Raw genomic sequence first — 24,627 nt, forward strand, 5'->3', positions numbered from 1 at the left:
TATTAAGGTTAGGCTTGACTCACTATTCACGTGATTAGGCAGCCACCTGCTTAAGTCTTTCAGGCGTTGTATATACCTCAGTCCTATGACCCTTTGAGACAAGCACCAGCGTACCCTTACCCGCAAGCGCCCTCAGTATTTGATAGGCAACGCTTATCTTCGTGTTAAACCTGGTGGCTACAAGGTACGGCGTCACATACTCCCACTTAACCACCTCCTTCTCGACATCACTAAGGAGTTTTTGATCAATAAGTGATGCCTTAGCTGTAGGTCTTTCCTCAGCGGCGGCCTTCCTACCCTTTGCGGCTGGTTTAGCCTGGGCCTGCTGTTGTTGTTTCTCCTGCTTCTTAGCTAATTGCGATAATGTTGGTTTCTTCTTACCACCCATACAGGTCAATAACTCTGGCGCCATCCCCTTTATAAACTATTCCTCGCAGCACAAACGGAACTAGGTATTATGCCTATGATTGTGTCGGAAAGGTTTTTTTAAGTGCTTTTTTTAAATCATGAATAATGCCAAATCCCACTTATCGTATTGAGAATATTGTCGCCACGGTAAACCTCGGCATTGACCTAGATCTAGATAAACTCGCAGAAAGGCTTCCAGCCGCTGAGTATAATCCTGAGCAATTCCCCGGCCTAATCCTTAGGCTCCAGAGACCGAAGATATCAGCCTTAATTTTCAGGACAGGTAAGATGGTGTGTACAGGGGCTAAGAGTGAGAATGAGCTTAAGAGGGCAGTTAAGGAATTGGTGAGGCTGCTCAATGAGCATGGCGCCGACGTACCACTCACGCCGGAGATACAGGTGCAGAACATAGTGGCCTCCGGCAATCTGCATGCTGAGGTTGATATTGAGAAGTCAGCCTTAATGCTTGAGAATTCAATGTACGAGCCGGAACAATTCCCCGGTCTAATTTATAGAATGGATGATCCAAAGGTCGTCCTTCTAATATTTAGCTCGGGTAAGATTGTGTGCACGGGCGCTAAGAAGGAGCAGCAGGTTAAGGATGCAGTCTTTAAGATACACGATATCCTTAAGGACATAGGAGCTTTGTACGAGGAGGGAGGTAAGGAGGAAGAGGAGCTTTGATGACCATGTTTCCAGAGGCAGTACCCATAATAGACCAGGGAACTAAGCGCATATTGAGTTTAGTATTCACCAATAAATTAGCGATAGAATTGAGGAGCGATATAAACCCAGGAACCCTAAGGAGGTTAAGTACGTTAAATAAGGAAATAATAGGCATTGTTAGGGTTAATGATGAATTCAACGCAAAACTCCCGAATTCATTAGGTAAGTTCAATAAGGCAATTATAATCTTAGGACCTGAGGTTGGTGAGTCATGGCTTAAGTATGCAATGAGCCTTACGAATACCATAATTGGGTTCACGCTAGATTCATTAATAAGGTTCGTAAAGATAAGGCCGGGCCTGCTCAATATACCTAGCGAGTTATTCATAGACCCAGTAATCAGTAATAGCGACATGTCAGTACCACCTAAGGAGATACCTAAGGCTGTTATTGATTGGTTAATGGATTACGTAGACTCAGGGGGTGATTTATACGTACTGGTGCGCGGTGACTCCATTAATAGCATTGATGTACTTATGCATTCACGACTTATTTTTACCTACGACGTTAGATTGGCCGAGCTTTATAACGGCATTATTAAGGGTGGTTTCATGGCTAATGCTAAGATTAGTATTAAGCCGAGTGTAACTTCTGCCGTAACTCCCTAAATCCACTATGCCTATTGACCTGCCCCAACGTGGACCTGGTTAAGGAAATGGGGGTTGAGTAATTATGAGCCTGGCTAAGAGAAAGGGCTCGGCCCATGAAAGAGCCTGGCAAATAAGCTATGGGATATGGGGCTCGCGGTCCTTAGGGGGTGTTCCTCAGGTGGTGGTGTTAGGAAGAGGTTCGTGCCCGATATCGTGGCCATAGGCCCTGGGTTCGTATTAGTAATCGAGGCCAAGTATAGGTCTGAGAAGAGTTCCATAAGGATTGAGGGCGAGAAGGTGGAGAAATTACTGGAGTTTGCGCGTAGGGCTAGGGGTGATGCGTACATTGCCGTGAAATTTAGGGGCTATGATTGGCACTTCCTACCGATTACTGATAAGGGGGACATTATCGTGAGGCCAGACGACTTAAGTAATGCCTATACACTTGAGCAGTTGATTAATAAGTACATGAGTAGGTCCTTAACCGAATATCTGAAGTAGTTGGTGATTAACCTTTAATAATTTTTCAGGTTCTAGGTAATTAATGTCGTCGACAATACAGCGGGAAATAAAGTCGCTCGTTGATAAAATGCTCAAGACCTCAGAGACTAAGTCCTTGAAGTTTACACGGGTAAGCGTTAAGGCCTCTGATAAGGGTCTTGAGGTAAGCATAAAGATATACCTTGAGCACCCAATGCGGCTCAATAGTATTTATGAGTTGGTAAGGATTATGTCCAATAAGTACGGCGTTGCCACGGATGAGGTGACGATATACTCACCCCACTCAGGGGCCATTAGGCTATCCTTCATCATTAAAAAGTGACTTGTGGTAAAACTTATTTATTGCGAGACTACCTAGTTAATTAATGAGTACGCAGTCATACATTAAATGGCTTGGTCACGCAGCCTTTGAAATAATGCTAAGCGGTAAGAAAATCCTAATCGATCCCTGGATTTCCAACCCACTATCGCCCGTAACCCTCAATGAGATAACAAATGTCGACTACATACTCGTGACTCACGACCACTTCGACCACCTGGGCGAGACTGTGGACATAGCTAAAAAGACGAATGCCACCGTTGTCGGGGTTTTTGAACTCGTTAACTACCTCAGCGAGCAGGGTGTGAAGAATACCATAGGCATGAACGTTGGCGGCTCTGTGAAGTTAACGAGCGAGATTGAAGTCTACGTGACGCCAGCACTACATAGCTCGAGTAGGGGTGTGCCAGTGGGCTTCATAATAAAGGCTCCTGAGGCAACCATATACCACGCAGGCGACACGGGCCTCTTTAGTGAAATGGACCTACTCGGCAAGTTGTTTAAGATTGACGTGGCCATGCTACCAATAGGTAGCCTATTCACGATGGATCCAAGGCAGGCCGCCTACGCATTAACAATGTTGAGGCCTAGGCTGTTATACCCATGCATTATAATACATTCCCGGACATTAAGCAGGATCCGCAACAATTCAAGGAGCTTGCGGAGTCCATGCTTCCGGACGTTAAGGTGTTTATATTAAAGCCTGGCGAGATTTTACAATTGCCAATCAAATAACTAATTATTGCTAAGCCCTTAATATTTAAAATCCCTCAAGTACCTCGTTGTTGGTATGGTTAATTTCGACGTTATTGTCGTTGGCGCAGGCACGGCGGGTTCATACGCATCGTACCTATCGCTAAGGCAGGGCTTAACGTGGCTTTAATAGAGATGAAGAGGAGGGATAAGTCTTCAAGACTACTGCGACGCCATTGGTATTCATCACATCGAGCGAATGGTCATTAAACCACCGAGTGATGTATTTATGATTAGGTATGAAGGTGCCGAGTTGTTCAGTCCTGACCTATCGATTAGATATGTGGTGCTCGGTAAGGGATTCGGGCTTGACATGGCTAGGTGGGCTCAGTGGTTAATTAGTGAGGCTGAGAGGCTGGTGCGCACGTATTCGATGGTCATAAGGTCCAGGGACCGATAATAGAGAATGGCGCGGTTTCGGGGGTTAGGGTGTTAAAGCCCGATGGATCTACCGAGGAATTTAGGGCTAGGGTTGTCATCGATGCAAGTGGCGTTGGTGCTGTGGTTAGAAGTAGGCTACCACGTGAGTGGTGGGTTTCTGAGCCGTTATTACCCGAGGACGTCTCGAACGCGTATAGGGAGATTATCCAGGTTGATTATGAAATTGAGAAGCCTGAGTTCATAAAGATATACCTAGACGCCAATATAGCACCGGGAGGTTACTGGTGGTTGTTTCCAAAGAGCCGGAATACGATGAACATAGGGCTTGGCTTATGGGGTAAGTTAAGTGAGGAGCAGGGATTAAACCCTAGGCATAATTACGATAAGTACCTGGCCAATAGCCAGTACACGAGGGGTAGGAAGATAATACACGTGGGTGGTGGTATTGTGCCAACGCGTAGGCCATTACCGTCACTCGTGGCCAACGGCTTCCTAGCCGCCGGCGACGCCGCAGTCACCGTTAATCCAGTGCATGGCGGTGGCATAGGACCCGCATTGCTCTCGGCCGAGCTGGCGTCGAAGACCGTGATAGAGGCCTTCGAGAGGGGTGACTTCACCGAGAGGGGTTTGTGGAAGTACAATATTGAGTATTTGAGGGCTTATGGGATAAAACAGGCAATGCTTGATGTATTTAGACTTATGCTTCAGACCCTTACTAATGATCAATTAAATAGGGGGTTGAAGGCTAGGCTACTCACCGAGGATGAGGTGCTTGAGATATCCGAGAAGGGCTCATTGGAATTATCATTCTTGATAAGTTAAAGATTGGCCTACGCTTAATGAAGGTGCCTGACGTGGCGTCTAAGTTAAGGCTTGCATTGAGGTACATGAGTGAGGTTAAAAGGTTGTATGAGGCTTACCCAGGAGACCCAAGTGGTTTATCAAGTTGGTATAGGAGGTTAACAAGTACCTATCGTGAATATACAAATAAACTTGGCATTTCGATGAAATGGCTAAGTAATGCCTAATACCCTGGGTATGTTCTTATCAAAGGGCGGGTAGATAATACCCTTCTCAGTTATTAATGCAGTCACGTACTTGGGGGGTGTGACGTCAAAAACGGGGTTAAACACAGGAACACCCTCTGGAGCTATTGGTACGCCCCTTATCTTCCTAACCTCATCAGGATCCCTCTCCTCGATCTTCACATCCTCAACTCTACTCTTTAAGTCGAAGGTTGACGAAGGCGCTATTGCGTAGAATGGTATGCCTAATTCATGGGCAATCACCGCCTCCTTAAACGTCCCAATCTTATTGTAAACGTGCCCATCCTTAAGTATCCTATCCGCGCCAACCATTACGCTATTAACCATGCCCTTATACATTACGTATCCAACGGCCGTATCTGTTATTAACGTGACCGGTATCCCATCAGCCATTAACTCATAGACCGTTAGCCTAGCGCCCTGAAGCCACGGTCTCGTCTCTGGCGCAATAACCGATACCCTAATACCCAATGCGTGGGCAACCCTCACGGGCGCTGTGGCTGTCCCAATGCCAGTGCCTGTCGCCAATCCACCGGCATTGCACTGTGTCAATATTACGTCCCCTTCATTTATCTTCTCAAGTCCATAAATCCCCATCATCAACTCGGCATTGAACTCCTCATCAAAAATAGCCTTGGCCTCCCTCCTCAAAACCTCAACTAACTCCTTCACATTCTTGGCCTCGCCATCATTCACGGCATCCCTAGCCTATTGTACATCCTCTCTGTAGCCCAGAACAGGTTCTGCGCAGTCGGTCTCGCCGCATTAAGGATCTCCCTAGCCCTGGCTAATTCCCTGAGGGCCTCATCAAGTGTTGATACGTTGCTGTGGGCTATGGCTAGGACCATTCCGTAGGCCGCCGTTATGCCTATTGCTGGTGCTCCACGCACAATCATTTGTTTAATCGCGTCAGCAGTTGACGCAGGGTCCCTCAACTCTACATAAACCTCCTCAAAGGGTAATTTCCTCTGGTCAAGCAGTATTAATGTATTGTCCTCGTCGCGCCAAATTATCGGTCTCAACTTGGGCTTTATTTTACTTTTCAATTCCTCAATATTAATCCTCATACTTCACTGATAATAATTAACAACTTTTAAGCCTTTTCAGCAGTTCCTTAACCCAGGTACTTCTCACGTAAATAATTCAGTAAGTACGTTGGGTTATACGTGTCATTGAAGGACCTCATGAGTAACTCCTTGGGTGGGTATATGGCACCGTACTTACAAATCCTATCCCTAAGGAACTCCTTAATCTCATTGAATCTCCTTCCCGCAACCTTATCCTTAAGCCGGGGAGCTTCGCATAAATCATTCCAGCAATGACATTGCCCAATGTGTAGGTTGGGAAGTAGCCGAAGGATCCCTGGGACCAATGAATGTCTTGGAGAACGCCCTCAGTATCATTCCTAGCCTAACGCCTAGGTACTTATCCATGAAGTCATTCCAAAGCGATGGTAGGTCAGACACATCAAGCTTACCTGCTATCAGCCCCTTCTCAATCTCATAGCGAAGGGCTATGTGGAAATTATAGGTAACCTCATCAGCATCAACCCTGATAAGGCTTGGCCTAACTATATTGAAGTACCTATAAACCTCGTCCTCATCATAATCCCTTAGGAATGGCAGCCTCTCCCTGAGTAACGGGTATATCAGGTGCACAAACTCCCTACTCCTACCAATAACATTCTCCCAAAACCTTGACTGACTTTCATGAACGCCCATGGAGACCCCGCGGCCGACAGGCGTCATTTCCAGGGATGGATCAATCATTAACTCGTACATTGCGTGGCCGCTCTCATGAATCACGGAGAACATGGTTGATCTAAAGTCCTTACCTTCATACCTAGTGGTTATCCTTACATCATTTATGGACATACTCGTTGTGAAGGGATGCGCTGATACATCCATCCTAAACCTGGTGCCCACCGGCATTTCAAGTATCCTTAGTAGTTCCTCATTTATTGATTTCATGACATTAACGTCGTAGGGCACCTCCTCAAGCGGATGCTTACTTGGGTACCTACCCTCACTCAACACCTTCTCAAGTATTGACTTCAGGTTAGGGAGTAATGTGTTGAATACGTTATCCGCGTCATTAACCGTGAAGCCCTCCTCGTATAGGTCCAGTAGTGCATTGTATGGGTGGCCCTCATAACCAAGCTTATCGGTGATAATTCTCTCCAACTCCACAATCTTTGAAAGGTATGGCTTAAACTTCTCGAAGTTCGACTCCTTTTTCGCCTCCCTCCAAACCACGGCCGCCTTCGTGGTGGTTCTATTCAATTCCTCAATAATCTCCGGAGGAATCGACGTGTAATACTTCAGTTCCCTCTTTAGAACCCTAATGACGCCTTTCTCGAAATCCGTCAAGTCCTTAGCATCCTCATACTTATTGACCAAGTCCCTAAGCCTTAATAGGTACTCCCTACGTATAAGCGCTAAGTAAGCCAATGCCTCACCACGTGCTGATGCAGCCTCAATAGGCATGTTAACCTCAAGGTCCCATCCAAGCAATGAGTTTGCGTGGTCAATGGCCCACACAAATTTATACTCCCTAAGTAGGTCATCGATCTTCATTAACCCGTTAACCGTAGTTTTCTACTTAAGCATTTCCTTTATTGCACGAATTAATTAGTAAGGAGATGAGGTTATATAATCGAATGGCCGTCTTCAACTTACTAAGCGATAAATTACCAAGGCCCAACTCCCTCCTAACATCACTTATTAACGAGCCGCAATTATCCACATTAACCCCTAGTTTCTCACATACGCAACTCCAATCATTACACTCCATCACCGCGCCCATGATGTCCCTAACCCTAGAATTGCAGGACTTTGCGGCCAGTGTGAACACGGTATTTATTAGGTCGCCAACGGCCTCGTAAATCACGTTCTCGATCACTGTCCTCAACTCATCGATTGTTAAGACAACGGCCTCCTCAAGATTAATCACGGAAACCCCCAACTCATCAGCCAAGGCCCTACTCGAGTCATTACTAAAGCCTCTAGCCACGATCAGCGGCTTTGCATTTAGTACCTTAGCATTAACATATGCCTGCCTAATGGCGCTCACGTCTACCTTGCCGGACTTAACCTCAATGGCATACCTATTGCCCGAGCCGTCCTCAGCAACTATGTCAACCTCACCAACCTCAACGCCATTAACCGTGACCTTAACCCTCCTACCAAGGACCTTAAGCCCAAGCCTACTTAATAACTCTGCGACGTAATCCTCAAACTTAACACCTACATTAGCCACTGCAATTAACAATGCGCAAACCCTTTAATTAATTTTGATACATATTACCTAGTGATGATGGTTTGCAGCCCTGAATAATGACGAAACCGCTGAAGACTGAGCTCACAATTTAAGATCCGTCTGCGGATTTGCCATGGCACTCATTATGATGTTCCTAAGCTTCACGTATTGATTAACCGTGTTGCTAATTATATTATTCACTTCATCCTTCGTGAAGGCACCCGTAACCTTCTGAATAGCCACAACATTACCACCGGCGATGCCCGTTATATAAACGCCATCAGACAGATCCTCCTCCTCACGGGTTGGGTCAACGAGTAGGAAGTTACCTATCTTAACATAGGTTATCGTTAATGGCAACCTATCAGTATTGAGCTTAAGAGGTGATTTAACGCTTCGGTCTATCCTCAAAATATTGCCCGCGGGATCTAACTCAACCTTCGGCAGGGCAGTGCTCATAAGCGCAGTTACGGCGGCTATGGTCGACGCATCCACTAGGTTACCATCGTGGTTAAGCACGTATATGTCGACCCACAGGAACCATGCGTGCTTACCCGTAACTATCGATAATGACTTAAAGTCGAGAAAGCCGCTATGCCTTATAGCCCTATCCACAACCCTGGCTATCTCAATGGCATTCTCATCAGGTGGTCCAGGCTCTACATCTGGGGATGCCGTTGGTGCTATTTCCAGGTTCACTATTAATGCGCCCTCGTCTGGCGTATCCTCAAATGGCTTACCAACCTCCACCTTAACGCCAGCCATTACCTTAGTATTACCGAGGGATACCAGGGAGCTACCATCAGCTGTTTTCACCACGTTGACCCTGATACTTAATTCCCTGTAATCATTTAATCCCCTATTATCAATCCTAACGCCCTGCTCAATCATCTTCCTCATAACATCCTGCTTAAGCTTCGGAATAACACCCCTCTCCTGAGTTACGCTCAGCATTTAAGGGGCTATTACTTAAGCCCTTTTAACTTTATTCGCCACAGCAATTAATGATAGGTTTGAGGTTAAACTATCAGTGTCATTGACGGTTCAACATACCTACTCCTAAGAGTCTCCTTCTCTAACCTATAAATCTGCTCAGCAGCCTTAAAGGCAAGGTCAAGCGCCTGGTTAACCTCGGCGGGTGTCCACTCACCATCAGCCTGCATTAGTGTTATTAATCCACGGCCATACATTATGGCTAGGGGCATGTCGCCTTCACCATACTGATCCTCAAGTTGATTAAGGTCGACGACTATGGTCCCAGAGACCTTACCTATGGAGACGCCAACCAATAAATCCCTCATTGGTATTCCAGCATCGGCTAATGCCAATGAGGCCGCGGTTATGCCCGTGACCCTGGTACTACCATCGGCCTGGAGAACCTCGATGTAAACATCAATCGTGGTCCTTGGAAACCTCTCGAGGATAACCACGGGCTCCAATGCCGTCCTAATCACCTTAGAAATCTCTATCTCCCTCCTGGATGGCGTTGGGCTCTTCCTACCCTCAGAGGTGCTGAAGGGAGCCATGTGATACCTAACCCTTAATATGGCCTTGTCAGGCAGCTCAAGGTGTTTCTGCGGTACTTCCCTCGGTCCATAAACCGCGGCGAGTATCACGGTATTACCATAGGCAACTAACGCACTACCCTCGGCGTTATTTATCACGCGACCTCCATCCTGACCGGCCTATGCTCATTTGGTAGCCTGCCATCGCTCCTCTTACCATTAATAAGTAATGGCACTGGGGGTTGCTTACCCATTGGGTTCGGTTATTAACTTTTGGTATAAAAGCATTTTTAAGGGTGGGGCTTCTTTAATTACTTGTATGGTCACGATTAGGGAGGCCCGGGAGAACGACGTGGATGCACTGGTTGATTTGGTTGTTAGGTTGAAAAGGCTAAACAGCGAGTTCGATCCATTATTTAGTGCAAGGAATGACTGCGCAGAGCGTGCCAGGGATTACTTAATGAACGCATTGCGTGACAACAAGAACCACCTAATACTTGTTGCTGAGGATATGGGGAAGATTGTTGGTGTGTTGAAGGCGGACATTAGGGAGAGATTATTCTACTCACCAAGTATTGAGGGTGCCATTGTGGACTTCTACGTAATGCCTGAGTATAGGCGTAAGGGGTTGGGTAGGATGATGCTGGAGAGGGCCATAGCAATACTCCGTGAGAGGGGTGCCCAGTTAATAACTGCTGAGTTCCCAACGCAGAATCAAATAGCCGTGAACTTCTATAATAAGATGGGGTTTAGGTCACTCGTCAGTATTTACGCGAGGGAGACCTAGGTCAGGGTAGGTCAAAAACCCTCGCAATCCAATCTCCCATTTTATTACCAACCATTGCATAGACCTTCATCCTGGGGCACTCATCCATTATAATAATGGGCACAATGATCATACTAAACATAAGGTTTTCAGTCTTAATCACCTTCATAGCTATGGGCTCAAGCTATCCACAGTCTCCCTAGCTCTAGGCGCATAATTACTATTGGTGGTTATAACATCGCCTATTAGGGCGCCTATTGGCTTACCACCCTGGATTATCAATGCGTAGTCATTAATTGGCTGGGTATTAATTAGGCTTAGGTTTATCGTAACATCAACATCACTGAGAAGGTTCATTAAGTGAAAGCCCCTATTACTTACTAAATAATTAAATATTGTAATTATTTGATTCAGCACACAGCCTTTGGGTAAGTCAATCGCCATGAAGCACCCACCATTCCTCAGGTAATTATCTAATGCCTTCGAGTATTGAAGGCACCTAAACTCGTCACTGCCCATTATGATCTCCAGCAAATTACTCGTGTAATTGATCTCATCCCTCCTCGTGAGACCCAGGAGCTTTATCGCATCATCTATCGGTAAACCCTCAGCCAACTTCTCAATAACCTTCCTCAACACGCAGTTCCTACTGACTATTTTATACAGTAGGTTGGGTAGTTCAGGGCTACCACTAATTACGGCCTTACCCAACTCCTCGGCCTCCCTCGTCAATCTACCCTGCTTCCAAAGACCCAACGCCGACAATGTCGGTATGATAACCCTATAATTCGATCTACTAAGTCCATGGGAGTCCAGGTACTTCATTATGCCCTCCGTATCGTCACCCTGCCTATTCCTTACCAGGAATGCGATTATGTCGAGTAACTTACTGATTGGTAACCTAATGTACCAACCCCTCAGGGTGCACGGGCTCGACTTTAGGGCATCATCGCTTTCCCTAATCGTCAATAAGTCCTTAATTTCAGTACCTAATGAATTAATGAGTTCATTAATGGACTTAGCCTTAAGAATGCGTGTTACCCCATCGCCCTCAATAATTACCTGATACTCATCACTCTCCTGAATAATCCTAATGCTTAGGTCCACAGCCTATCAATGACCCGCCAATATTTAAAGCACTCATTCTAACCATAGCTGTAATACCCACTGTAATGTTAGCGGTTCATAATGCCAATGCACTGTGGATAAAAATGCTTTAAATGACTTAAATTTATATATTCGTAATATGGCAATTGGTGCGGTCACGATATTAGAGATACTAATAATAATGGGTACATCATTATGGGCAATACAATACCTAGTTTCAAGGAGGGTTCACGCATATGAGAAGCCCTCATTAAATAATACACAGGTTGAGAATTTACCAAAGGTCTCAATCATATTACCCGTCTATAAGGAGAAGAGACAAAGTATTGAGAAGACACTCGACAGCATATCATCACAGAACTACCCCAGGAACCTCCTCGAGGTCTTAATAGTCGTTGATAAGGACGACACGCACACACTCAATGAAGCATTAAAGGCTGCGGAGAAGTTCCTGAGCTCGCTCAACATTAAGATGATTATTAATGAGAACACTGGACGTAGGCTTAAGGCCGTGGCGATGAACACCGCGATGAAACACGCGGGGGGCTCGATAGTCGGCTTTTACGATGCTGATGACGTATTCCCAAGTGATCAAGTGCTTAATGCAGTTCTCCTATTGATGGAGAGGAATTACGCAGCCGTGGGCACCAGGGTGTATAGGTTTAGGAGCAGTGTACTTGGTGGTTTAATGTACCTGGAGTCAATAGTTTGGTATAACGCGGTGATACCATTCCTGAGGTCTACGATTAAGATAACGCCCTTGTCTGGTGAGGGTCTCTTCATAAGGAAGGACGTTGTTGACTCAATACCGCAGAGCATGGCTGAGGATGCATTATTATCGTTGAAGCTATCAAGCCGCGGATACTCGGTGGGGCTTCTTGACTCCTACGTGTATGAGTTGGCGCCTGTGAATATAATTAGCTTCATAAGGCAGAGGATTAGGTGGAATAGGGGCTATGCCCAGACTTCGTTTTAATACTTAGGCAGGGGATTCAACTGGATTACGCCCTCAGGGTATTGGCGCTATACGTATTAATAGCGCTGCCCTCGGCATTATTGCTGGTTTCCGTCATAGGCTTTATGGCTGTCGCGTACATGGCGGTGATAGTCAGGGTGTTCACGCTGGGATCCCTCTACCAATTAATACTTGCAATGGCTATATCGGAGGTCGTGGTTCTCTACCTAATGCGTGATTTCATAAGTGAGAGTATGAACATGGGCAGGGCAATCATACTATTACCAGCCTACTGGTTGTTGCTTGGTACGGTAACGATAACATCACCGTTAGTGCCGGTTAATAACTGGTTGAAGACGACCCGTTAAATACCCACAACCCTAACATTAGCTATTGGCGCCACCTTACTACTCATCACCACTTGATACCCAACCCTCCTGGCGATTCTATCAATTATATTAACCACGGTATTTAACTCGTCGTACGTAAGCCCTAGGTCAACACTATCTATGAGCAATACTGAGCCCGGTGGTGTAAGTATTAACTGAACGAGTATTGGCAGTAAGGCTCTCATCTTAAGACCTGCGTGGAACATGGGGACCCACTTACCACCAACCTTTATATACCCTGAAACCCTCTTTGGAGCCGTGAAACCTGCTTTAACACCCTCTATACCAAGCTCATTTACTAACCCAATCAACTCATTATAAACGCCCTCATACTCAGGCCTTGTCTGTATCACGGAGAGTTGATGCACGGTATACTGCCCGTCAGATCCCACTGAATTGTTTGGTAGGTCAACGGTGGTTTCATAATCCCTCTTCCACCAACAAACCCTGCCCTCACCAAGGTAGTAAAACTTGTTCTTAAGCATGTTCCTTAGAATGAACGCTAGGGAATACGCCTTCCTCGATGCATCCCCATCACACGCAATGAACGCATCCTCATGCATCACGTGGGTTGGCGCGATGCAAAGCTTAGCATCCACTGGGTGTTTCATGAACCCTCATTACCAACCTTCTCGACAGCAGCAACCAACTCATTGTTAAGATATAGTTCCTGGCGAACCCAATAATCCCTCAGCCTAAAACTATAGTGATAACCAATGATGGAGCCCCTGCTCAACTCAAGACCAATACTACGTCCAAGTTTTTCCCCATCCTCATCAACCTCGTAATAAACACCAATCGTTATAACCTCACCGGGGTCTAACCCATAGGCTAGGTCCTCGGGCTCGTGAATAATTAGTAGGTTTCCCTCGAGGACGAGCCACTCCTCACCCCTACTCTGCATTAGTAGGGCTAGGGCCTCCATTAGGCTCGTCTTCCCTGACCCACTGGGGCCTACGATTACCGTATTACCGTCAAAGTCTATGGTCAAACCCCTACCCAAGCCCTTGAAACCCTTAACCACCGCCCTTACGAGTCTCGTCATCCTCATCAACCAATGCGTAGGCTATTATTAATATTCCGCTGACATTACCAAGGCTTACATTGCTGATGTTAATACCGACCTGCCTAATATTGCGTGAACCAGCAATACTACTTAACTCATTAAGTGCCTTATTTAACGATTCATCAAGCCTATTCAATGCAACGTCAAATTCAACACCCCTGACTAACTGACCAACACTCACATTGAGTGGTATGAACTTCTTAACATGCAATATCCTAGTCATTAGAATCATTACTTATATTTAAGGTAAAATACCTTTCCACCTGGTAAGCCTTTTATTAATTGGAATGCGCATGTGCCTAAATGGAGGTTGTCTTCACGCCATGGCGATGGACCTACATAAAATCAACAAACAACAAAGGCGGCGAATGCGCGCTGTGCGCTACCTACGTGGTAATGATGATGGATTGGTGGTTTACAGGGGTAGGCGGTGCTTCATTGTTATGAATAAGTACCCATACAATATTGGTCACGTAATGATAGTGCCCAATAGGCATGTGCCATCAATAACAGACCTAGGCACCGATGAATTAAGTGAGTGTGGGGTGCTTTTAATGGCCATTATTAAGGCGTTAGCAAGGTCCTCGGTATTGGTTATGGAGATTTCAACGTGGGCATAAACATCGGGAGGGTGGCTGGCGCGGGTATTGAGGAACACATGCACATACACGTCGTCCCTAAACCCTCGGTGGTGTCGTTCGAATCGGTGGACCCTGAGTTCGTAATGAAGAGAACCAGGGAAATAGCGGCTAGGCTTAGGGAGTTAGTTCCTCAATTTATTGGGTAATGCCGTCATCGGTGTTTATAAAATGGTTTTGCGCCATGGCGTGAATGCGTAAATGACCGATCCATAGATGTACTTTTTATAAACGCCTAGCTAATGAATCAATGTGCCATTTACAGGTGAGCCATTAAGGGCATTACTCACGGACATAGTCACGCCCAAGTACGTGCACTCACTAATGGAATCCCTTAAATGCGGATCAGTAACTAATAGGGAATTCCCAGTATTGACGATGGGCACTGGGGTTAGGCAGATACTCGTAGTGACCGGCTTCTCAATAAATGACTACAGGATAAGCAATACGTTGATCTACATGCTACTTAATAGGTGCATGAACCATGTATACTCAATACCAACATTCAGCGCATCGCAGTTAAGTAAATGGACAATCAGGGTAATACCCATGGCAAATCCATGGCCATTTAACTCATGGGATGTGATTCGAGGCAGGAGCTCATTCTACTCAATGGACGATGAGGGCATTCCCGTAAGGTACGACGCATTAACACTTAGAAGTAGATACTCAATTAAACTTCATAATTTCGTGCATGAGGTGAATCCAGAGCTCATAGTTATGCTTGTAAGCTCTGAGAAGTGGTCAATAGCGACCCCAGAACCAATAAGAATCGATGATTATAACACCGTTAGCTCAGACCCAGCTGACTTCACCCATCACTTCTCCTTTGAGAGCTACCCCACAATATTGCTATCAGTGCCTGAGGACGCCGAGCCACGTGAAATAGCCAATTGGGTTATTCAATTAATTAAGGAGCATAGCACCAGGGCGCAGGAGAGTAAGCCCCTTGAGGTCGTGGTTAGGGTTCATGGCGATATCGATAATATATCCAATATACTCAAACTTCACGGCTTTCTAGTGGGTATTGATGGGGACAAATTAATTATTAGGGCCAACAATAAATCCCAATCACTGCTAAATGCATTAATAGATAATAATCTAATTGAGCATTACTTCGATGTTGAGATTTCAGAGATTCATCTTCAATGACTCCCTGATCTTTACCTAGATAATAAATAATTACTTAATAAAAAAATAAGACTTATTATTCTCTAGCTTTACATAATTAGATTATGGAGAAACTCGTGCTTGCGTACTCGAATAGGTACTTGGATTATAATTTTGGCCCATGGCACCCATTTAAGCCATATAGAGAGAGGCAATTGGTTGAGTTGCTTAGGGAGCACGGCCTACTGGGCTCCCACGTTGATTTGGTAGAGCCTGAACCTGCGTCTGATGAGGAGTTAATGCTTGTTCATACAAGGGATTACATAGACTATGTCAAGAATGCAAGTATTAATGGTGTTGGTTACCTGGACTATGGAGATACGCCAGCCTTTAGGGGTGTGCATGAGGCCGCGGCTATTAGGGTTGGTGGTACGTTGCTCGTCACTAAACTCGTCAATGAGGGTAAGTACGTCCATGGTTTCAACCCAGGCGGCGGCTTTCACCATGCCAAGCCAAGCGAGGCGGCGGGATTCTGTGTGTATAATGATATCGCCATAGCCGTTAAGTGGCTTAGGAGCCATGGCGTTAGGCGTGTGGCCGTTGTTGATGTTGATGTTCACCATGCCGACGGCACACAAGCAGTCTTTGATAGTGAAGATGTCCTTTTAATATCAACGCATGGTTATGACGGTCGATTTTACCCAGGTACTGGCTGGATTGATGAGGATGGCGTGGGTGCGGGTAAGGGTCTTAAGGTGAATATACCATTACCGCCCCACACGGGTGATGACATATACTCCATGGTGATTGACGAAATAATAAAGCCCATGCTCGATAGGTACTCACCTGAATTCCTAGTGCTTCAATTTGGTGTTGATGCCCACACGGGCGATGAGCTTGGATCCTAGATCTAACCACAGAGTCATACCTCAAGGTACTTAATGCGGTTCATGATATTGCCCATAAGTACGCTGGCGGTAGGTTAGTCCTAACGGGAGGTGGGGGCTACGACGTTTGGAACACCGTTAAGACCTGGTTCCTAGCCACGGTATTCCTCACGGACCCCACCAAACTCAATCAATACCCAAACTACTTCGATAAGGAGCCAACGAGGACCCCAGAACGTTACTATGAGGAGGCATTATACATAGTTGATGCTGTGAAGCAGAAATTCGGCCTATGACCCTTACTCAATGTGTGATATCCTCTTCGTCTGGAATGACCTTATCTTAACAATGATCCTATAGCCACAGTATGGGCAGTGCACACCAGGCGTTATCATGTCCTCAAGTGAGAATATCCTGCCGCACCTAAGGCACATGTATATTTTTCGACCAGCAGCCTCGCCCGTCGTCTCCTCACCACCTCCCTCACCTAACGTCTTTGTCTGTTCCTCCTCACCACCCTCTTCAAAGAATTCCTCACTCACGCCGATTCGATGAAGTAAGCCCCTTAAATTATTTTTGCATTATCCTCCTCACCCTGTCCTCGGCATTAATCCTACTCAATACTGGCAATACCCCCGTTGCCACAAGGCTCTGCCACGACTTATCACCCATGGCCATCAACTCCCTAATCCTCGTACCACTGTAAACCTCCTTATTAAAGAGTGGCGTATTTAATACCTTGACACCACCATACTCAAGGCACAGCCTCGTGAATTCATCATTTGTGTATGCCACGTCAAATGAAGGGCACTGCTCATGGACATACGCATACCACAGCGCTGAATCACCCTTCGTGTCGGGTACGGCGCAGTAAAGGACCCTATCAATTAGGTTCAACTCCTTAAGCATCGAGTAAAGCATCTCAATCCTCTCACCAACGGTGAATGGATTCCTCGGCGTAAATGATTCATTAGCAGACCCAATGGCGATGACCAACTCATCATGCTTACTCAACAACCACTTAATCACCTCCTCATGACCCCTATGTAATGGTTGAAACCTGCCAACGAATAATGCCCTAACCATACAGTATTAATTAATTCCGGGTCATTTTATCTATTTCCCAGGGAATAATTATGCTTAAATTAATGCGTTAGAGACGTGATTAGTATGGTTAGCATTAAGGATACCGAGGTGGTTCTTATCGAGGCCGTTCAACCATTCGACATTAACTCCCTGGGCAATTTATTTGGTGGTAGAATGCTTGAGTGGATGGCGAACATAGGCACGGTAGCCGCCACGCGATTTTCAAGGGCCCCGCAGTCCTTGCATACCTGGACAGGCACTTCTTCATAAGGCCTGTCAGGCTTGGAGAGTTCGTAATACTTAAGGCGAGGGTTGAGTACGTGGGCACATCGTCGATGGAGGTGAGGATAGAGGCGTGGAAAGAAAGCCCTGGTGGCAAGCAGGAATTAGTGACAATGACTACAGCATCCTATGTGGCCGTCGATGAGTACGGCGTCCCAAGACCCATAAACAACGTGCTTGAGCCTACAGAGGATGAGAAACAACTCTATGAGGAGGCCAGGATGAGGTATGAGGAGAGGAAGAGAAAAATTGAGGATAGAAAGTTCAAGAGGTTTGACCTGACAGACCCAACCAAGGGACTTAGGTGGCGTGTTGAGTCTAGTCGCTGGGCAACGCCGTCAGACGCCTTTGTTGGTAACCTAGTGTCCGGTGGTAGGTTATTGGCCTGGCTTGACGAAATAGCGGGCCTACTCGCGGCTAGATACTCAGGCGGCGCCGCCGTGACGGGCTCCGTGGACGAGACGGCATTCTACGCGCCAATTAGGGTTGGGGATATAGTCACCGTGAGGGCTGGTATTACTTACGTTGGTAAGTCATCGATGGAGATAATGCTTGATGTAATTGCCGAGGGCACCTATGGACAGGCTAGGCATGTATGCACGGCATACTACACATACATCCACGTTGACAGTAGTGGCAGGCCAGCGCCCGTTCCTGAGTACGTCCCTAGTAATGACTATGAGAGGAGGTTATTCGCTGAGGGTGAGAGGAGAAGGCAGGTTAGGGATGAGGAATTAGCAAGGATTAAGAGGATGTGGCTAAGCCTAGGACTTAACGGCGGCTTTCCTAGCCCTGTACTGGGTCACGATTGACCTAACCCTATCAGTTAACCCACTCGTGTGGCTCTCGCGCTCTATTAGCTTTATGACCCTCGCAACGAATGATTCATCCCCAGGATCCTTACACCTAATCCAAACCCTACCGTTCTGCCCGACGGTCACGTCACAATTAAGCTCCTCACTAAATATACTAACCATTGAGCCCCTCCTACCAATTACCCTAGCCACCTTGCTCGCATCAATCTCGACAAGAGTACCACCCTCAATCCTACCAAGCCTAGCCTCTTTAAGTGTCAATGTCACTGGGTAATCCTTAGTTAAGTTGAAGTCTATTATCCTGGCGAGCACGATATCGCCAATACCCAATAAACTCTTCAGGTCAACGGTGGTTAAATCAATGGGCTTAAGCGTGGCCTCCTGCACAGGTAGGTATGCCGAGTATGGAGATTTAATGTCAATGACCCAACCAGTGAGTCCAATATCAACCACATAACCAATGACTATGTCCCCGACCCTAGGCTTATAAATACCACTAAGTGGTATAACCTCCACGTCTCTCTCACCTCTAATGTTTATGAGCCGACAACCGCCGAGTAGGCCACATCACCATCCCAGTAAATACTACCGCTAACGTTGTAATCCCTTGTAGCTACGGCGTCCCCAGGCAGTACAATCTGCTTGTCGCTTACGTACAGCGGCATAATCAAGATACCCTGTGATTTCCCCAATTTATTTTTAATCCCAAGCCAGCCATTATGACGTGGAAATAATCTTAACATCCCCAGAACCGTGGGTCAACTCATTAACCTTGGCAATTATCGTGTCCTGAAGCCCAGCAGGGACCTCGAGCTGCATCACCAGTGACCCATCACCCTCAAACCTCTCCTTAACCACCCTACCCATCCTCGACAGTGTATTTCTAACCTTATGTGCATGTTCGGCTGGGGCCTAATCTCGAGGACGCTAACGGCCACCTTGAGAGGCAGGACCTTCTGCAGGGCCTTTATTATGGCGTTTACCTGCTCCTCAACGGGCTTAAATGGGTCTATCGCAACATCGACCTGCTGCATCGCAGCCTCAACCCTCTGCGGAGGCACCGGGGTCCTGGTCCTGGTGTCTATGCAATTCCTACTAATCCAATCAATTATCTGCTTCCTCTTTTGCTCAATGAGTCTCCTCCTCTGATCGGCCGTGAGTGGTAACTCGCCGTTCTTAACAATGAACTCGGCCACCTTCCTAGGGTCAGTCGTCTTGAAAACCCTCATTAACGACTCCTCACTCGCCCTAAGGCCCTTCCTTGCGTCCTTATATATCGTGTCCGTTATCAAGACCTTATCAATACTAATAGGCTTACCAAGCCTCATTTCAAGGGCCGCATCTGGGTCAACGAGTATCTCAAAGACGTAGCCATCCTTCTCATACCTAGCAATCACGTAATTCCTCTTACTCATATCACTTAACCCTATGCAGGAGAATTTTTAATTCTTCCACACATAGCCTACGGAGTCCTCCACCTGGCGACCCTCAGGGTAAGTAACGTACCGGCAATGCACCAAGCGGTGTTGGAGATGTACGCAGCGCCTATCTGCAGCATGGAGTAATGCGTTACCCCAACAGCGTTTTGTATAACCATGGCCGTGGCGGATGTCGGCACTAAGTATGCAACCCACCAGGCGCTGCCCAGGTAGGTCGCTGGGTAATAAACCGGTGGTAGCACACCGAGCGAGAGTGTCAGTAGGCTAACGACGGCCCAGGTATACCTAATGTAGGTGAATAGTGTTGATGAGTAAAAGGCTATGGAGGAAATGGCGTACCAAAGCAGTATTAATGACGTGGCAATCTCGAGGGATCCCCATGGATTAACGGTGGTATTGAAAACCATCAATACTGCGAACAGGGCAATACCAGGCAATGTGAATATGACCTCACTAAGTGCAAGGCCGATGGTGTAGGCCAGTGGGCTTGTTGGCGTGGCCACAATCATCTGCTGGAACTTAAGCTCAAGCCTATAATACGCGGCATCCCCGATTAAGGCCGTACCGCTAGACAACATTGTCCAGACGAGTCCTCCAACGATACCCATTACCATGCCAACGCCCCGGTAAAGCACTGTGAGCAGTATTAACAGGGAAATAGGCATTGCCAGGGTGGATACAGTCCAAAGAGGCGACCTAAGTATCGGCAGTAACCCATTGAGCCAGGCAAGCACCAGGATAGCCCTTAACTGATGGCCTAAACCACCACTAACCCTCCTCATCCCCCTCACCCCAGGACTTAATGGTTACAAGCACATAGTGCTCCAGGGACTTAGGCGAGACCCTAAGGGCGCCATTACCAACCTCATCCAGGGAATTCACGAAGGAGAAGCATGAAGAGCCAACCCGAATGCATGGGCCATTGCTCATGGATGCTGGGTACTCAACAACGTACTTACCAGGCAACCTCTCAACAAGCTCACTTGGCCTGCCGCGCGATACTATTAGGCCATTATCAATTAGGAAAACAACATCCGATATCTGCTCAGCCTCCTCAATATAATGCGTCGTTAGGAATATGGAGGCACCACTACTGCTATAACGCCGCAGCGAATTCCAAACAACCCGCCGAGATGCGGCGTCAAGACCCACCGTTGGTTCGTCGAGGAATACGACCTCGGCATTCGACGCGAGCACCGCGGCAACCAAGACCCTCCTAGCCATGCCGCCAGATAATTGGTAAATGGGCGTGTTCCTAAGATCCCACAGGCCGAGCTCCTCGAGTGATTCCTTGGCAGCCTCCTTGGCGTCACCCCTCGATAGGCCGCGGAGTAATAGGTATGAGTAGACGAACTCGTAGGGAGTCATATAGGATATGGGCTTGGAGTCCTGTGGAATCACGGCAATCCTACGCCTAACCTCAGAGGCCTGGTTAACGACGTTGAAGCCCGCTACGTAGGCCTCGCCATCATGCGGCATTAACTCCGTCGTTAATATCCTAATTAGCGTCGTCTTACCGGCACCGTTCGGGCCCAGCAATGTGGCTATCACGCCATAATCAACGTCAAGGTCTATACCCCTCAAAACCTCCTTAGTTCCAAAGCTCCTTCTTAATCCCCTAACCATTATTGCCTGCATTTACATGGCTTGTTGAGGGACCTCAAATTTAAAAAGGGTTCTATGCATATGCCGTTTGAATGGGCGATCCAAGGAAGTCAAGGAAGAAGTACCTAGCGGTAAGCCAAGGAGGCTTTGGAATAGGCAATTACTTGAGGAGGAGCTTAGGCTAATTGGTGAGTATGGGCTCAGGAATAAGAGGGAGCTTTGGCTTGCGAAGACGATACTCAGGGAGATAAAGCATAGGGCAAGGTCACTGCTCTCAATGCCCGCTGAGCAGAGGGCAAAGCTAGAGACAGAGTTTAAGGCGAGGCTTTTCAAGGCCGGGTTCATACCAGAGCAGGATATACCACTCGACGCGGTGTTATCACTGGATGTTAGGGCAATACTGGATAGGAGGCTCCAGACAATAGTCTATAGGAAGGGCCTTGCCAAGACTATTTACGAGGCAAGGCAGTTGGTGACCCACGGCCACATAGCGGTTGATGGTAGGGTGGTCAAGTCGCCGGGCTACCTCGTGCCTAGGGAGCTTGAGGACAGGGTGACCTACGCAATAACAAGCCCAATATTAAAGAGGCTGATGGCACAGCCACAACAGGCGCAGCAAGGTCAACCTGCCTAAGGAAGGTTTTTATTTAAGCCCATTGAACATGCACTAAATGGATATATCATTAATCCTAGGCATTGTTGGGCCTATAGTTACCATAGTGACTATTCTGGGTACGACGCTTTATTGGCTTGGTGGTAAGTTTAGGGAGATTGACATGAGGTTCCAGCAGATTGACGAGAGGTTCAAACAAATTGATGAGAGGTTTAGGCAGGTCGACGAGAGGTTCAGGCAAATCGACAAGAGATTCGAGGAAATCGATGAAAGATTCGATAAGTTAGAAAAGGACCTTAAAAACTACGTTGACACCAGGTTTGGTGAGCTTAAGGGTTATGTTGATTTGAGGATTAATGAATTGAAGGGTTACATAGACTCAAGAATTAGTGAATTGAAGAACTACGTTGATGAGAGATTCAACCAGGTTAATACGAGGATTAATAGGTTGGCTGAGGCATATAGTGATTACCAGGAGTTCTTCGTTGAGTACCTCGCTGCCGAGGGCTTGTTGAGGGCTGAGAAGGCTCAATGCTTCGTAACGAGGCTAGGAGGGTCATGAAGCTCGCCGTCTCCGGCAATCCACTTAGTAAGGAGGAGTGGGATAGGATTAAGGAGCTTCTTGATAAGGATGAATTAACGCTCGAGGAGGCCCTCGAGCTCCGCGAACTCGCCAGAAAGGTGGTTAGGGAGTACGGTGAGTACCCAGAGGCCTGGAAGCTCCATATATACGCGAGCATAATGGTTGGCGAGGCCATTAGGAGACAGTCGCAGCAATCGCAGAAGGGGCAGGAACAACAAAGGCAGTGCTGAATGCGCTAATCCCGGCGCTAATACAGCAATGCCCCCCTCCTCTTCCTAACCAACCTGCCGGTGACCGGATCAACAACTAGGTTTAGCGTCTCTAGGGTTGTCTGACCAATGAGGACCTTATCCAAGCCATCAATCACCATTACGGGCACAACCTTCCTAAGGCCCTCAACCTCTATCAATGCGGCACTCGCTATATACTCAACCTCGCCCTTGGCGGTCTCGGCAACATCCCTATAGAACATGGGCAACCCCAACTCATTGGCCAATTCCCTGGCACCGCCGTGTCCGTAGCCCCAGTATCGACTAGGGCATCTACATCCTTAATTACGGAACCATCCAACGAACCAATCCTGGCTCTAACCCAGACCTCACCCATGGCTAATCAAACACCGTGGATTAAATTAATAAGCCTTTAGTCCGCTTAAAAGACCCTAACGGCATTCCTCAGGAACCACGCGTACGGCGGCCTATCCCTATCCCTGGCATTAACGACCTTGACATCGAATAAGTAGGCCAAGTCGCCAAACCTATCCTCGATTTCCTCGATTACCCTGACCTTAACATCCAGTGGATCCCCACCATCAATCACCAGGAGGATGTCCACGTCGCTTGAGCCCGTGACCCTACCCATCACCACGGAGCCAAAGACGTAGCACTCAACGCCATACCTCCTGAGTATTGGTGAAACCTCATTAATTAAAGACTTCCAATCCCTGAGCAGCCTAATCCTCCTCATAGGCTCCATAGCCTCCTCACCAATTCGATAATGGACTCGGCAATCCTTAGGGCAATCTCAGCCCTATCCCTATCGACACTGGGCATTCCATACTGTCCCAGGCTCCTTGAGTCCTCTAGTATTATTAATTCCCTACGATTACCGCTCACAAACGCCCTAATCTCCTCGCCGGCACTACCTCCTAACTGATTAGCCACGAGCCCCAGTAATGACCTAATGTTGTGTGTCCTTGGCGGCTCAATCCCGAGCTTTATGAGTAACGCCTTAATTGATAATTGGGCAGCTATCTCGGCATTAACCGCCGCGGCGTTGTAAAACCCCCTCTCAAAAGATACCCTGGCAACCACTAGGTACTCCTCAGCCTCCTCATGAAATCCTCAGCAACGTCAATGCTCATGGAATTATCAAGACATTCCTCCTCATACAGGGTAATAAACCTATTGATGCAAGGCCAAGAGCAGCACGCCCATCCTCTCCAGCCGCCCATGGTTGGGTCTATCCTCGGGCTGAAGACTCCCAATATGGTCACCCCAATGAGCACTTGCTCGATCTAATCACCAACCAAAGCCACGTTAGTCCTCTCCTCATCCATCAACCCAATAACCACCACGTCCTCCTCAAGTATGGTCTCGCCCCTCACCATCATTATCCTAACATGCCTAACAATACCGGCAATACTAAGCTCCTTAGCAACCTTCCGAGGAACCACAGTATACGTGACGCCCGTATCCATAGATGCCCTGAACCTGCCAACTCCCTTACTGCCAATCACCTCGATATCACGTATACGTTCCCACAATTAACCTGGAGTCATTTGCTCGTTAATACGGTTT

Annotated in this window: 38 protein-coding genes and 5 pseudogenes; 20 read left to right on the forward strand and 23 right to left on the reverse strand. The window is 47.1% G+C overall.

Annotation, left to right across the window (positions count from 1 at the left end):
- Window positions 1-34 precede the first annotated feature (34 nt).
- Window positions 35-388, reverse strand: a complete 354-nt coding sequence (locus JCM16161_RS07100) for a 30S ribosomal protein S25e (protein WP_054855428.1) — start codon at window positions 386-388, stop codon at window positions 35-37.
- Between the two features lie 125 nt (window positions 389-513).
- Here JCM16161_RS07100 and JCM16161_RS07105 point away from each other — a divergent pair, with 125 nt between their 5' ends.
- The 8 genes and pseudogenes from JCM16161_RS07105 (at window position 514) to JCM16161_RS16650 (ending at window position 4,706) form a co-directional block, all read left to right on the forward strand.
- Window positions 514-1,092, forward strand: a complete 579-nt coding sequence (locus tag JCM16161_RS07105; protein ID WP_054855429.1) for a TATA-box-binding protein — start codon at window positions 514-516, stop codon at window positions 1,090-1,092.
- A gap of 5 nt (window positions 1,093-1,097) precedes the next feature.
- The gene (locus JCM16161_RS07110) at window positions 1,098-1,742 is read left to right on the forward strand and encodes a hypothetical protein (protein WP_054855430.1); all 645 of its coding nucleotides are present in this window, start codon (window positions 1,098-1,100) and stop codon (window positions 1,740-1,742) included.
- A 126-nt stretch (window positions 1,743-1,868) separates the two neighbouring features.
- Window positions 1,869-2,225, forward strand: a complete 357-nt coding sequence (locus tag JCM16161_RS07115) for a Holliday junction resolvase (protein ID WP_243670300.1) — start codon at window positions 1,869-1,871, stop codon at window positions 2,223-2,225.
- 43 nt (window positions 2,226-2,268) lie between these two features.
- Complete coding sequence (locus tag JCM16161_RS07120) at window positions 2,269-2,547, forward strand: hypothetical protein (RefSeq protein ID WP_054855431.1); 279 nt, start codon at window positions 2,269-2,271, stop codon at window positions 2,545-2,547.
- A 43-nt stretch (window positions 2,548-2,590) separates the two neighbouring features.
- Window positions 2,591-3,279 (forward strand): annotated as a pseudogene (locus JCM16161_RS07125) (metal-dependent hydrolase).
- Window positions 3,280-3,496: 217 nt separating this feature from the next.
- A complete protein-coding gene (locus tag JCM16161_RS16640; protein ID WP_243670301.1) occupies window positions 3,497-3,697 on the forward strand; it encodes a hypothetical protein in 201 nt (66 codons plus the stop codon).
- 29 nt (window positions 3,698-3,726) lie between these two features.
- The gene (locus tag JCM16161_RS16645) at window positions 3,727-4,500 is read left to right on the forward strand and encodes a hypothetical protein (protein WP_243670302.1); all 774 of its coding nucleotides are present in this window, start codon (window positions 3,727-3,729) and stop codon (window positions 4,498-4,500) included.
- A 17-nt stretch (window positions 4,501-4,517) separates the two neighbouring features.
- Window positions 4,518-4,706, forward strand: coding sequence for a hypothetical protein (locus JCM16161_RS16650; protein WP_243670303.1), 189 nt, complete (start codon window positions 4,518-4,520; stop codon window positions 4,704-4,706).
- On the opposite strand, the pseudogene JCM16161_RS07135 reads toward JCM16161_RS16650, so the two are convergent.
- From JCM16161_RS07135 to rrp41, 5 genes and pseudogenes are all read right to left on the reverse strand, one after another.
- A pseudogene (locus tag JCM16161_RS07135) lies at window positions 4,692-5,791 on the reverse strand (S-methyl-5-thioribose-1-phosphate isomerase). The gene JCM16161_RS16650 and the pseudogene JCM16161_RS07135 overlap by 15 nt on opposite strands.
- Before the next feature lie 47 nt (window positions 5,792-5,838).
- Window positions 5,839-7,300 (reverse strand): annotated as a pseudogene (locus tag JCM16161_RS07140) (carboxypeptidase M32).
- 25 nt (window positions 7,301-7,325) lie between these two features.
- Window positions 7,326-7,982: a restriction endonuclease gene (locus tag JCM16161_RS07145; protein ID WP_054855432.1), complete on the reverse strand. Its 657-nt coding sequence runs from the start codon at window positions 7,980-7,982 to the stop codon at window positions 7,326-7,328.
- A 102-nt stretch (window positions 7,983-8,084) separates the two neighbouring features.
- Window positions 8,085-8,936 (reverse strand): exosome complex protein Rrp42, encoded by an 852-nt coding sequence (rrp42, locus tag JCM16161_RS07150; protein WP_054855433.1) that lies wholly within the window; start codon window positions 8,934-8,936, stop codon window positions 8,085-8,087.
- A 65-nt stretch (window positions 8,937-9,001) separates the two neighbouring features.
- Window positions 9,002-9,741, reverse strand: a pseudogene (gene rrp41 / locus JCM16161_RS07155) (exosome complex exonuclease Rrp41).
- A 65-nt stretch (window positions 9,742-9,806) separates the two neighbouring features.
- On the opposite strand from rrp41, the gene JCM16161_RS07160 reads away from it, so the two are divergent.
- Window positions 9,807-10,274, forward strand: a complete 468-nt coding sequence (locus tag JCM16161_RS07160) for a GNAT family N-acetyltransferase (protein WP_054855434.1) — start codon at window positions 9,807-9,809, stop codon at window positions 10,272-10,274.
- 1 nt (window position 10,275) lies between these two features.
- Here the strand turns inward: JCM16161_RS07160 and JCM16161_RS16655 are convergent, their stop codons facing one another.
- Both JCM16161_RS16655 and JCM16161_RS07165 read right to left on the reverse strand, forming a co-directional pair.
- Window positions 10,276-10,416, reverse strand: coding sequence for a hypothetical protein (locus tag JCM16161_RS16655; RefSeq protein WP_243670304.1), 141 nt, complete (start codon window positions 10,414-10,416; stop codon window positions 10,276-10,278).
- Between the two features lie 8 nt (window positions 10,417-10,424).
- Window positions 10,425-11,360, reverse strand: coding sequence for a hypothetical protein (locus JCM16161_RS07165; RefSeq protein ID WP_243670305.1), 936 nt, complete (start codon window positions 11,358-11,360; stop codon window positions 10,425-10,427).
- Between the two features lie 139 nt (window positions 11,361-11,499).
- Here JCM16161_RS07165 and JCM16161_RS07170 point away from each other — a divergent pair, with 139 nt between their 5' ends.
- Both JCM16161_RS07170 and JCM16161_RS16660 read left to right on the forward strand, forming a co-directional pair.
- Window positions 11,500-12,336: a glycosyltransferase gene (locus JCM16161_RS07170; protein WP_243670306.1), complete on the forward strand. Its 837-nt coding sequence runs from the start codon at window positions 11,500-11,502 to the stop codon at window positions 12,334-12,336.
- Window positions 12,337-12,377: 41 nt separating this feature from the next.
- Window positions 12,378-12,683, forward strand: coding sequence for a hypothetical protein (locus tag JCM16161_RS16660; protein WP_243670307.1), 306 nt, complete (start codon window positions 12,378-12,380; stop codon window positions 12,681-12,683).
- On the opposite strand, the gene JCM16161_RS07175 is transcribed toward JCM16161_RS16660, so the two are convergent.
- From JCM16161_RS07175 to JCM16161_RS07185, 3 genes are read right to left on the reverse strand one after another with little or no spacing between them, the layout of a single operon-like run.
- Complete coding sequence (locus tag JCM16161_RS07175) at window positions 12,680-13,315, reverse strand: ATP-binding protein (RefSeq protein WP_054855435.1); 636 nt, start codon at window positions 13,313-13,315, stop codon at window positions 12,680-12,682. The genes JCM16161_RS16660 and JCM16161_RS07175 overlap by 4 nt on opposite strands.
- Window positions 13,312-13,749 carry an AAA family ATPase gene (locus JCM16161_RS07180; RefSeq protein ID WP_054855436.1) on the reverse strand — a complete coding sequence of 146 codons (438 nt, stop codon included), beginning with the start codon at window positions 13,747-13,749 and terminating at the stop codon, window positions 13,312-13,314. The genes JCM16161_RS07175 and JCM16161_RS07180 overlap by 4 nt, the downstream gene beginning before the upstream one ends.
- Window positions 13,721-13,993 (reverse strand): hypothetical protein, encoded by a 273-nt coding sequence (locus tag JCM16161_RS07185; RefSeq protein WP_054855556.1) that lies wholly within the window; start codon window positions 13,991-13,993, stop codon window positions 13,721-13,723. The genes JCM16161_RS07180 and JCM16161_RS07185 overlap by 29 nt, the downstream gene beginning before the upstream one ends.
- Before the next feature lie 100 nt (window positions 13,994-14,093).
- Here JCM16161_RS07185 and JCM16161_RS16665 point away from each other — a divergent pair, with 100 nt between their 5' ends.
- The 4 genes from JCM16161_RS16665 (at window position 14,094) to JCM16161_RS07200 (ending at window position 16,426) form a co-directional block, all read left to right on the forward strand.
- On the forward strand, window positions 14,094-14,390 hold the full coding sequence (locus JCM16161_RS16665) for an HIT domain-containing protein (RefSeq protein ID WP_243670308.1): 297 nt from the start codon (window positions 14,094-14,096) through the stop codon (window positions 14,388-14,390).
- A complete protein-coding gene (locus JCM16161_RS16670) occupies window positions 14,381-14,557 on the forward strand; it encodes a hypothetical protein (RefSeq protein ID WP_243670309.1) in 177 nt (58 codons plus the stop codon). Before JCM16161_RS16665 ends, JCM16161_RS16670 begins: the two co-directional genes overlap by 10 nt.
- Before the next feature lie 103 nt (window positions 14,558-14,660).
- Window positions 14,661-15,560 carry a hypothetical protein gene (locus tag JCM16161_RS07195; RefSeq protein WP_054855437.1) on the forward strand — a complete coding sequence of 300 codons (900 nt, stop codon included), beginning with the start codon at window positions 14,661-14,663 and terminating at the stop codon, window positions 15,558-15,560.
- A gap of 83 nt (window positions 15,561-15,643) precedes the next feature.
- A complete protein-coding gene (locus JCM16161_RS07200; RefSeq protein WP_243670310.1) occupies window positions 15,644-16,426 on the forward strand; it encodes an acetoin utilization protein AcuC in 783 nt (260 codons plus the stop codon).
- A gap of 278 nt (window positions 16,427-16,704) precedes the next feature.
- Here JCM16161_RS07200 and JCM16161_RS07205 read toward each other — a convergent pair whose 3' ends face one another.
- The gene (locus JCM16161_RS07205; RefSeq protein WP_054855557.1) at window positions 16,705-16,839 is read right to left on the reverse strand and encodes a DNA-directed RNA polymerase subunit P; all 135 of its coding nucleotides are present in this window, start codon (window positions 16,837-16,839) and stop codon (window positions 16,705-16,707) included.
- A 136-nt stretch (window positions 16,840-16,975) separates the two neighbouring features.
- Window positions 16,976-17,491, reverse strand: a complete 516-nt coding sequence (locus JCM16161_RS07210; protein ID WP_054855438.1) for a nicotinamide-nucleotide adenylyltransferase — start codon at window positions 17,489-17,491, stop codon at window positions 16,976-16,978.
- Between the two features lie 84 nt (window positions 17,492-17,575).
- Between JCM16161_RS07210 and JCM16161_RS16675 the strand changes: the two genes are divergently transcribed.
- Together JCM16161_RS16675 and JCM16161_RS07215 are read left to right on the forward strand one after the other, a co-directional pair.
- Complete coding sequence (locus tag JCM16161_RS16675) at window positions 17,576-17,761, forward strand: hypothetical protein (RefSeq protein ID WP_243670311.1); 186 nt, start codon at window positions 17,576-17,578, stop codon at window positions 17,759-17,761.
- Window positions 17,674-18,585: an acyl-CoA thioesterase gene (locus JCM16161_RS07215; protein ID WP_243670312.1), complete on the forward strand. Its 912-nt coding sequence runs from the start codon at window positions 17,674-17,676 to the stop codon at window positions 18,583-18,585. Before JCM16161_RS16675 ends, JCM16161_RS07215 begins: the two co-directional genes overlap by 88 nt.
- On the opposite strand, the gene rrp4 is transcribed toward JCM16161_RS07215, so the two are convergent.
- The 4 genes and pseudogenes from rrp4 to JCM16161_RS07235 form a co-directional block, all read right to left on the reverse strand.
- Entirely contained in the window at window positions 18,538-19,104 is a 567-nt protein-coding gene (rrp4, locus tag JCM16161_RS07220; protein WP_243670313.1) for an exosome complex RNA-binding protein Rrp4, read from the reverse strand. The two genes, JCM16161_RS07215 and rrp4, sit on opposite strands and share 48 nt — an antisense overlap.
- A 201-nt stretch (window positions 19,105-19,305) precedes the next feature.
- Window positions 19,306-20,003 (reverse strand): annotated as a pseudogene (locus JCM16161_RS07225) (ribosome assembly factor SBDS).
- Between the two features lie 47 nt (window positions 20,004-20,050).
- A complete protein-coding gene (locus JCM16161_RS07230; protein WP_054855439.1) occupies window positions 20,051-20,809 on the reverse strand; it encodes a hypothetical protein in 759 nt (252 codons plus the stop codon).
- Complete coding sequence (locus JCM16161_RS07235; protein ID WP_054855440.1) at window positions 20,796-21,665, reverse strand: ABC transporter ATP-binding protein; 870 nt, start codon at window positions 21,663-21,665, stop codon at window positions 20,796-20,798. The genes JCM16161_RS07230 and JCM16161_RS07235 overlap by 14 nt, the downstream gene beginning before the upstream one ends.
- A gap of 55 nt (window positions 21,666-21,720) precedes the next feature.
- Here JCM16161_RS07235 and JCM16161_RS07240 point away from each other — a divergent pair, with 55 nt between their 5' ends.
- The 3 genes from JCM16161_RS07240 to JCM16161_RS16680 are packed head-to-tail and all read left to right on the forward strand — an operon-like array spanning window position 21,721 to window position 23,058.
- Window positions 21,721-22,266: a 30S ribosomal protein S4 gene (locus JCM16161_RS07240; protein ID WP_243670314.1), complete on the forward strand. Its 546-nt coding sequence runs from the start codon at window positions 21,721-21,723 to the stop codon at window positions 22,264-22,266.
- A 37-nt stretch (window positions 22,267-22,303) separates the two neighbouring features.
- Window positions 22,304-22,807: a hypothetical protein gene (locus JCM16161_RS07245; protein WP_243670315.1), complete on the forward strand. Its 504-nt coding sequence runs from the start codon at window positions 22,304-22,306 to the stop codon at window positions 22,805-22,807.
- Window positions 22,777-23,058 carry a hypothetical protein gene (locus JCM16161_RS16680; RefSeq protein ID WP_243670316.1) on the forward strand — a complete coding sequence of 94 codons (282 nt, stop codon included), beginning with the start codon at window positions 22,777-22,779 and terminating at the stop codon, window positions 23,056-23,058. The genes JCM16161_RS07245 and JCM16161_RS16680 overlap by 31 nt, the downstream gene beginning before the upstream one ends.
- Window positions 23,059-23,075: 17 nt before the next feature.
- Here the strand turns inward: JCM16161_RS16680 and JCM16161_RS16685 are convergent, their stop codons facing one another.
- From JCM16161_RS16685 to JCM16161_RS16700, 6 genes are read right to left on the reverse strand one after another with little or no spacing between them, the layout of a single operon-like run.
- A complete protein-coding gene (locus JCM16161_RS16685) occupies window positions 23,076-23,300 on the reverse strand; it encodes an aspartyl protease (protein ID WP_243670317.1) in 225 nt (74 codons plus the stop codon).
- Window positions 23,249-23,434, reverse strand: a complete 186-nt coding sequence (locus JCM16161_RS16690) for a hypothetical protein (RefSeq protein ID WP_243670318.1) — start codon at window positions 23,432-23,434, stop codon at window positions 23,249-23,251. Before JCM16161_RS16690 ends, JCM16161_RS16685 begins: the two co-directional genes overlap by 52 nt.
- 45 nt (window positions 23,435-23,479) lie before the next feature.
- Window positions 23,480-23,794, reverse strand: a complete 315-nt coding sequence (locus JCM16161_RS07255; protein ID WP_243670319.1) for a nucleotidyltransferase domain-containing protein — start codon at window positions 23,792-23,794, stop codon at window positions 23,480-23,482.
- Entirely contained in the window at window positions 23,791-24,141 is a 351-nt protein-coding gene (locus JCM16161_RS07260; protein WP_054855442.1) for a HEPN domain-containing protein, read from the reverse strand. Before JCM16161_RS07260 ends, JCM16161_RS07255 begins: the two co-directional genes overlap by 4 nt.
- Window positions 24,141-24,335, reverse strand: coding sequence for a hypothetical protein (locus JCM16161_RS16695; RefSeq protein WP_243670320.1), 195 nt, complete (start codon window positions 24,333-24,335; stop codon window positions 24,141-24,143). Before JCM16161_RS16695 ends, JCM16161_RS07260 begins: the two co-directional genes overlap by 1 nt.
- Window positions 24,336-24,344: 9 nt before the next feature.
- A complete protein-coding gene (locus JCM16161_RS16700; RefSeq protein ID WP_243670321.1) occupies window positions 24,345-24,566 on the reverse strand; it encodes a hypothetical protein in 222 nt (73 codons plus the stop codon).
- Between the last annotated feature and the right edge of the window lie 61 nt (window positions 24,567-24,627).

It is taken from the genome of Vulcanisaeta sp. JCM 16161 (assembly GCF_001316285.1).

Coding starts and splice junctions, on each gene's coding strand:
- JCM16161_RS07115 (WP_243670300.1), top strand. CDS start 1,869: ATGGGGCTCGCGGTCCTTAGGGGGTGTTCCTCAGGTGGTGGTGTTAGG.
- JCM16161_RS07100 (WP_054855428.1), bottom strand. CDS start 388: ATGGGTGGTAAGAAGAAACCAACATTATCGCAATTAGCTAAGAAGCAG.
- JCM16161_RS16690 (WP_243670318.1), bottom strand. CDS start 23,434: ATGGGTGAGGTCTGGGTTAGAGCCAGGATTGGTTCGTTGGATGGTTCC.
- JCM16161_RS07205 (WP_054855557.1), bottom strand. CDS start 16,839: ATGTGCCTTAGGTGCGGCAGGATATTCTCACTTGAGGACATGATAACG.
- JCM16161_RS16675 (WP_243670311.1), top strand. CDS start 17,576: ATGGTTAGCATTAAGGATACCGAGGTGGTTCTTATCGAGGCCGTTCAA.
- JCM16161_RS07245 (WP_243670315.1), top strand. CDS start 22,304: ATGGATATATCATTAATCCTAGGCATTGTTGGGCCTATAGTTACCATA.
- JCM16161_RS07105 (WP_054855429.1), top strand. CDS start 514: ATGCCAAATCCCACTTATCGTATTGAGAATATTGTCGCCACGGTAAAC.
- JCM16161_RS07255 (WP_243670319.1), bottom strand. CDS start 23,794: ATGAGGAGGATTAGGCTGCTCAGGGATTGGAAGTCTTTAATTAATGAG.
- JCM16161_RS07180 (WP_054855436.1), bottom strand. CDS start 13,749: ATGACGAGACTCGTAAGGGCGGTGGTTAAGGGTTTCAAGGGCTTGGGT.
- JCM16161_RS07170 (WP_243670306.1), top strand. CDS start 11,500: ATGGCAATTGGTGCGGTCACGATATTAGAGATACTAATAATAATGGGT.
- JCM16161_RS07200 (WP_243670310.1), top strand. CDS start 15,644: ATGGAGAAACTCGTGCTTGCGTACTCGAATAGGTACTTGGATTATAAT.
- JCM16161_RS07235 (WP_054855440.1), bottom strand. CDS start 21,665: ATGCAGGCAATAATGGTTAGGGGATTAAGAAGGAGCTTTGGAACTAAG.
- JCM16161_RS07110 (WP_054855430.1), top strand. CDS start 1,098: ATGTTTCCAGAGGCAGTACCCATAATAGACCAGGGAACTAAGCGCATA.
- JCM16161_RS16665 (WP_243670308.1), top strand. CDS start 14,094: ATGGCGATGGACCTACATAAAATCAACAAACAACAAAGGCGGCGAATG.
- JCM16161_RS07160 (WP_054855434.1), top strand. CDS start 9,807: ATGGTCACGATTAGGGAGGCCCGGGAGAACGACGTGGATGCACTGGTT.
- JCM16161_RS07230 (WP_054855439.1), bottom strand. CDS start 20,809: ATGAGGAGGGTTAGTGGTGGTTTAGGCCATCAGTTAAGGGCTATCCTG.
- JCM16161_RS07210 (WP_054855438.1), bottom strand. CDS start 17,491: ATGGTTAGGGCATTATTCGTTGGCAGGTTTCAACCATTACATAGGGGT.
- JCM16161_RS16650 (WP_243670303.1), top strand. CDS start 4,518: ATGAAGGTGCCTGACGTGGCGTCTAAGTTAAGGCTTGCATTGAGGTAC.
- rrp42 (WP_054855433.1), bottom strand. CDS start 8,936: ATGCTGAGCGTAACTCAGGAGAGGGGTGTTATTCCGAAGCTTAAGCAG.
- JCM16161_RS07120 (WP_054855431.1), top strand. CDS start 2,269: ATGTCGTCGACAATACAGCGGGAAATAAAGTCGCTCGTTGATAAAATG.
- JCM16161_RS07175 (WP_054855435.1), bottom strand. CDS start 13,315: ATGAAACACCCAGTGGATGCTAAGCTTTGCATCGCGCCAACCCACGTG.
- JCM16161_RS16640 (WP_243670301.1), top strand. CDS start 3,497: ATGGTCATTAAACCACCGAGTGATGTATTTATGATTAGGTATGAAGGT.
- JCM16161_RS07185 (WP_054855556.1), bottom strand. CDS start 13,993: ATGACTAGGATATTGCATGTTAAGAAGTTCATACCACTCAATGTGAGT.
- JCM16161_RS16685 (WP_243670317.1), bottom strand. CDS start 23,300: ATGTTCTATAGGGATGTTGCCGAGACCGCCAAGGGCGAGGTTGAGTAT.
- JCM16161_RS16680 (WP_243670316.1), top strand. CDS start 22,777: ATGCTTCGTAACGAGGCTAGGAGGGTCATGAAGCTCGCCGTCTCCGGC.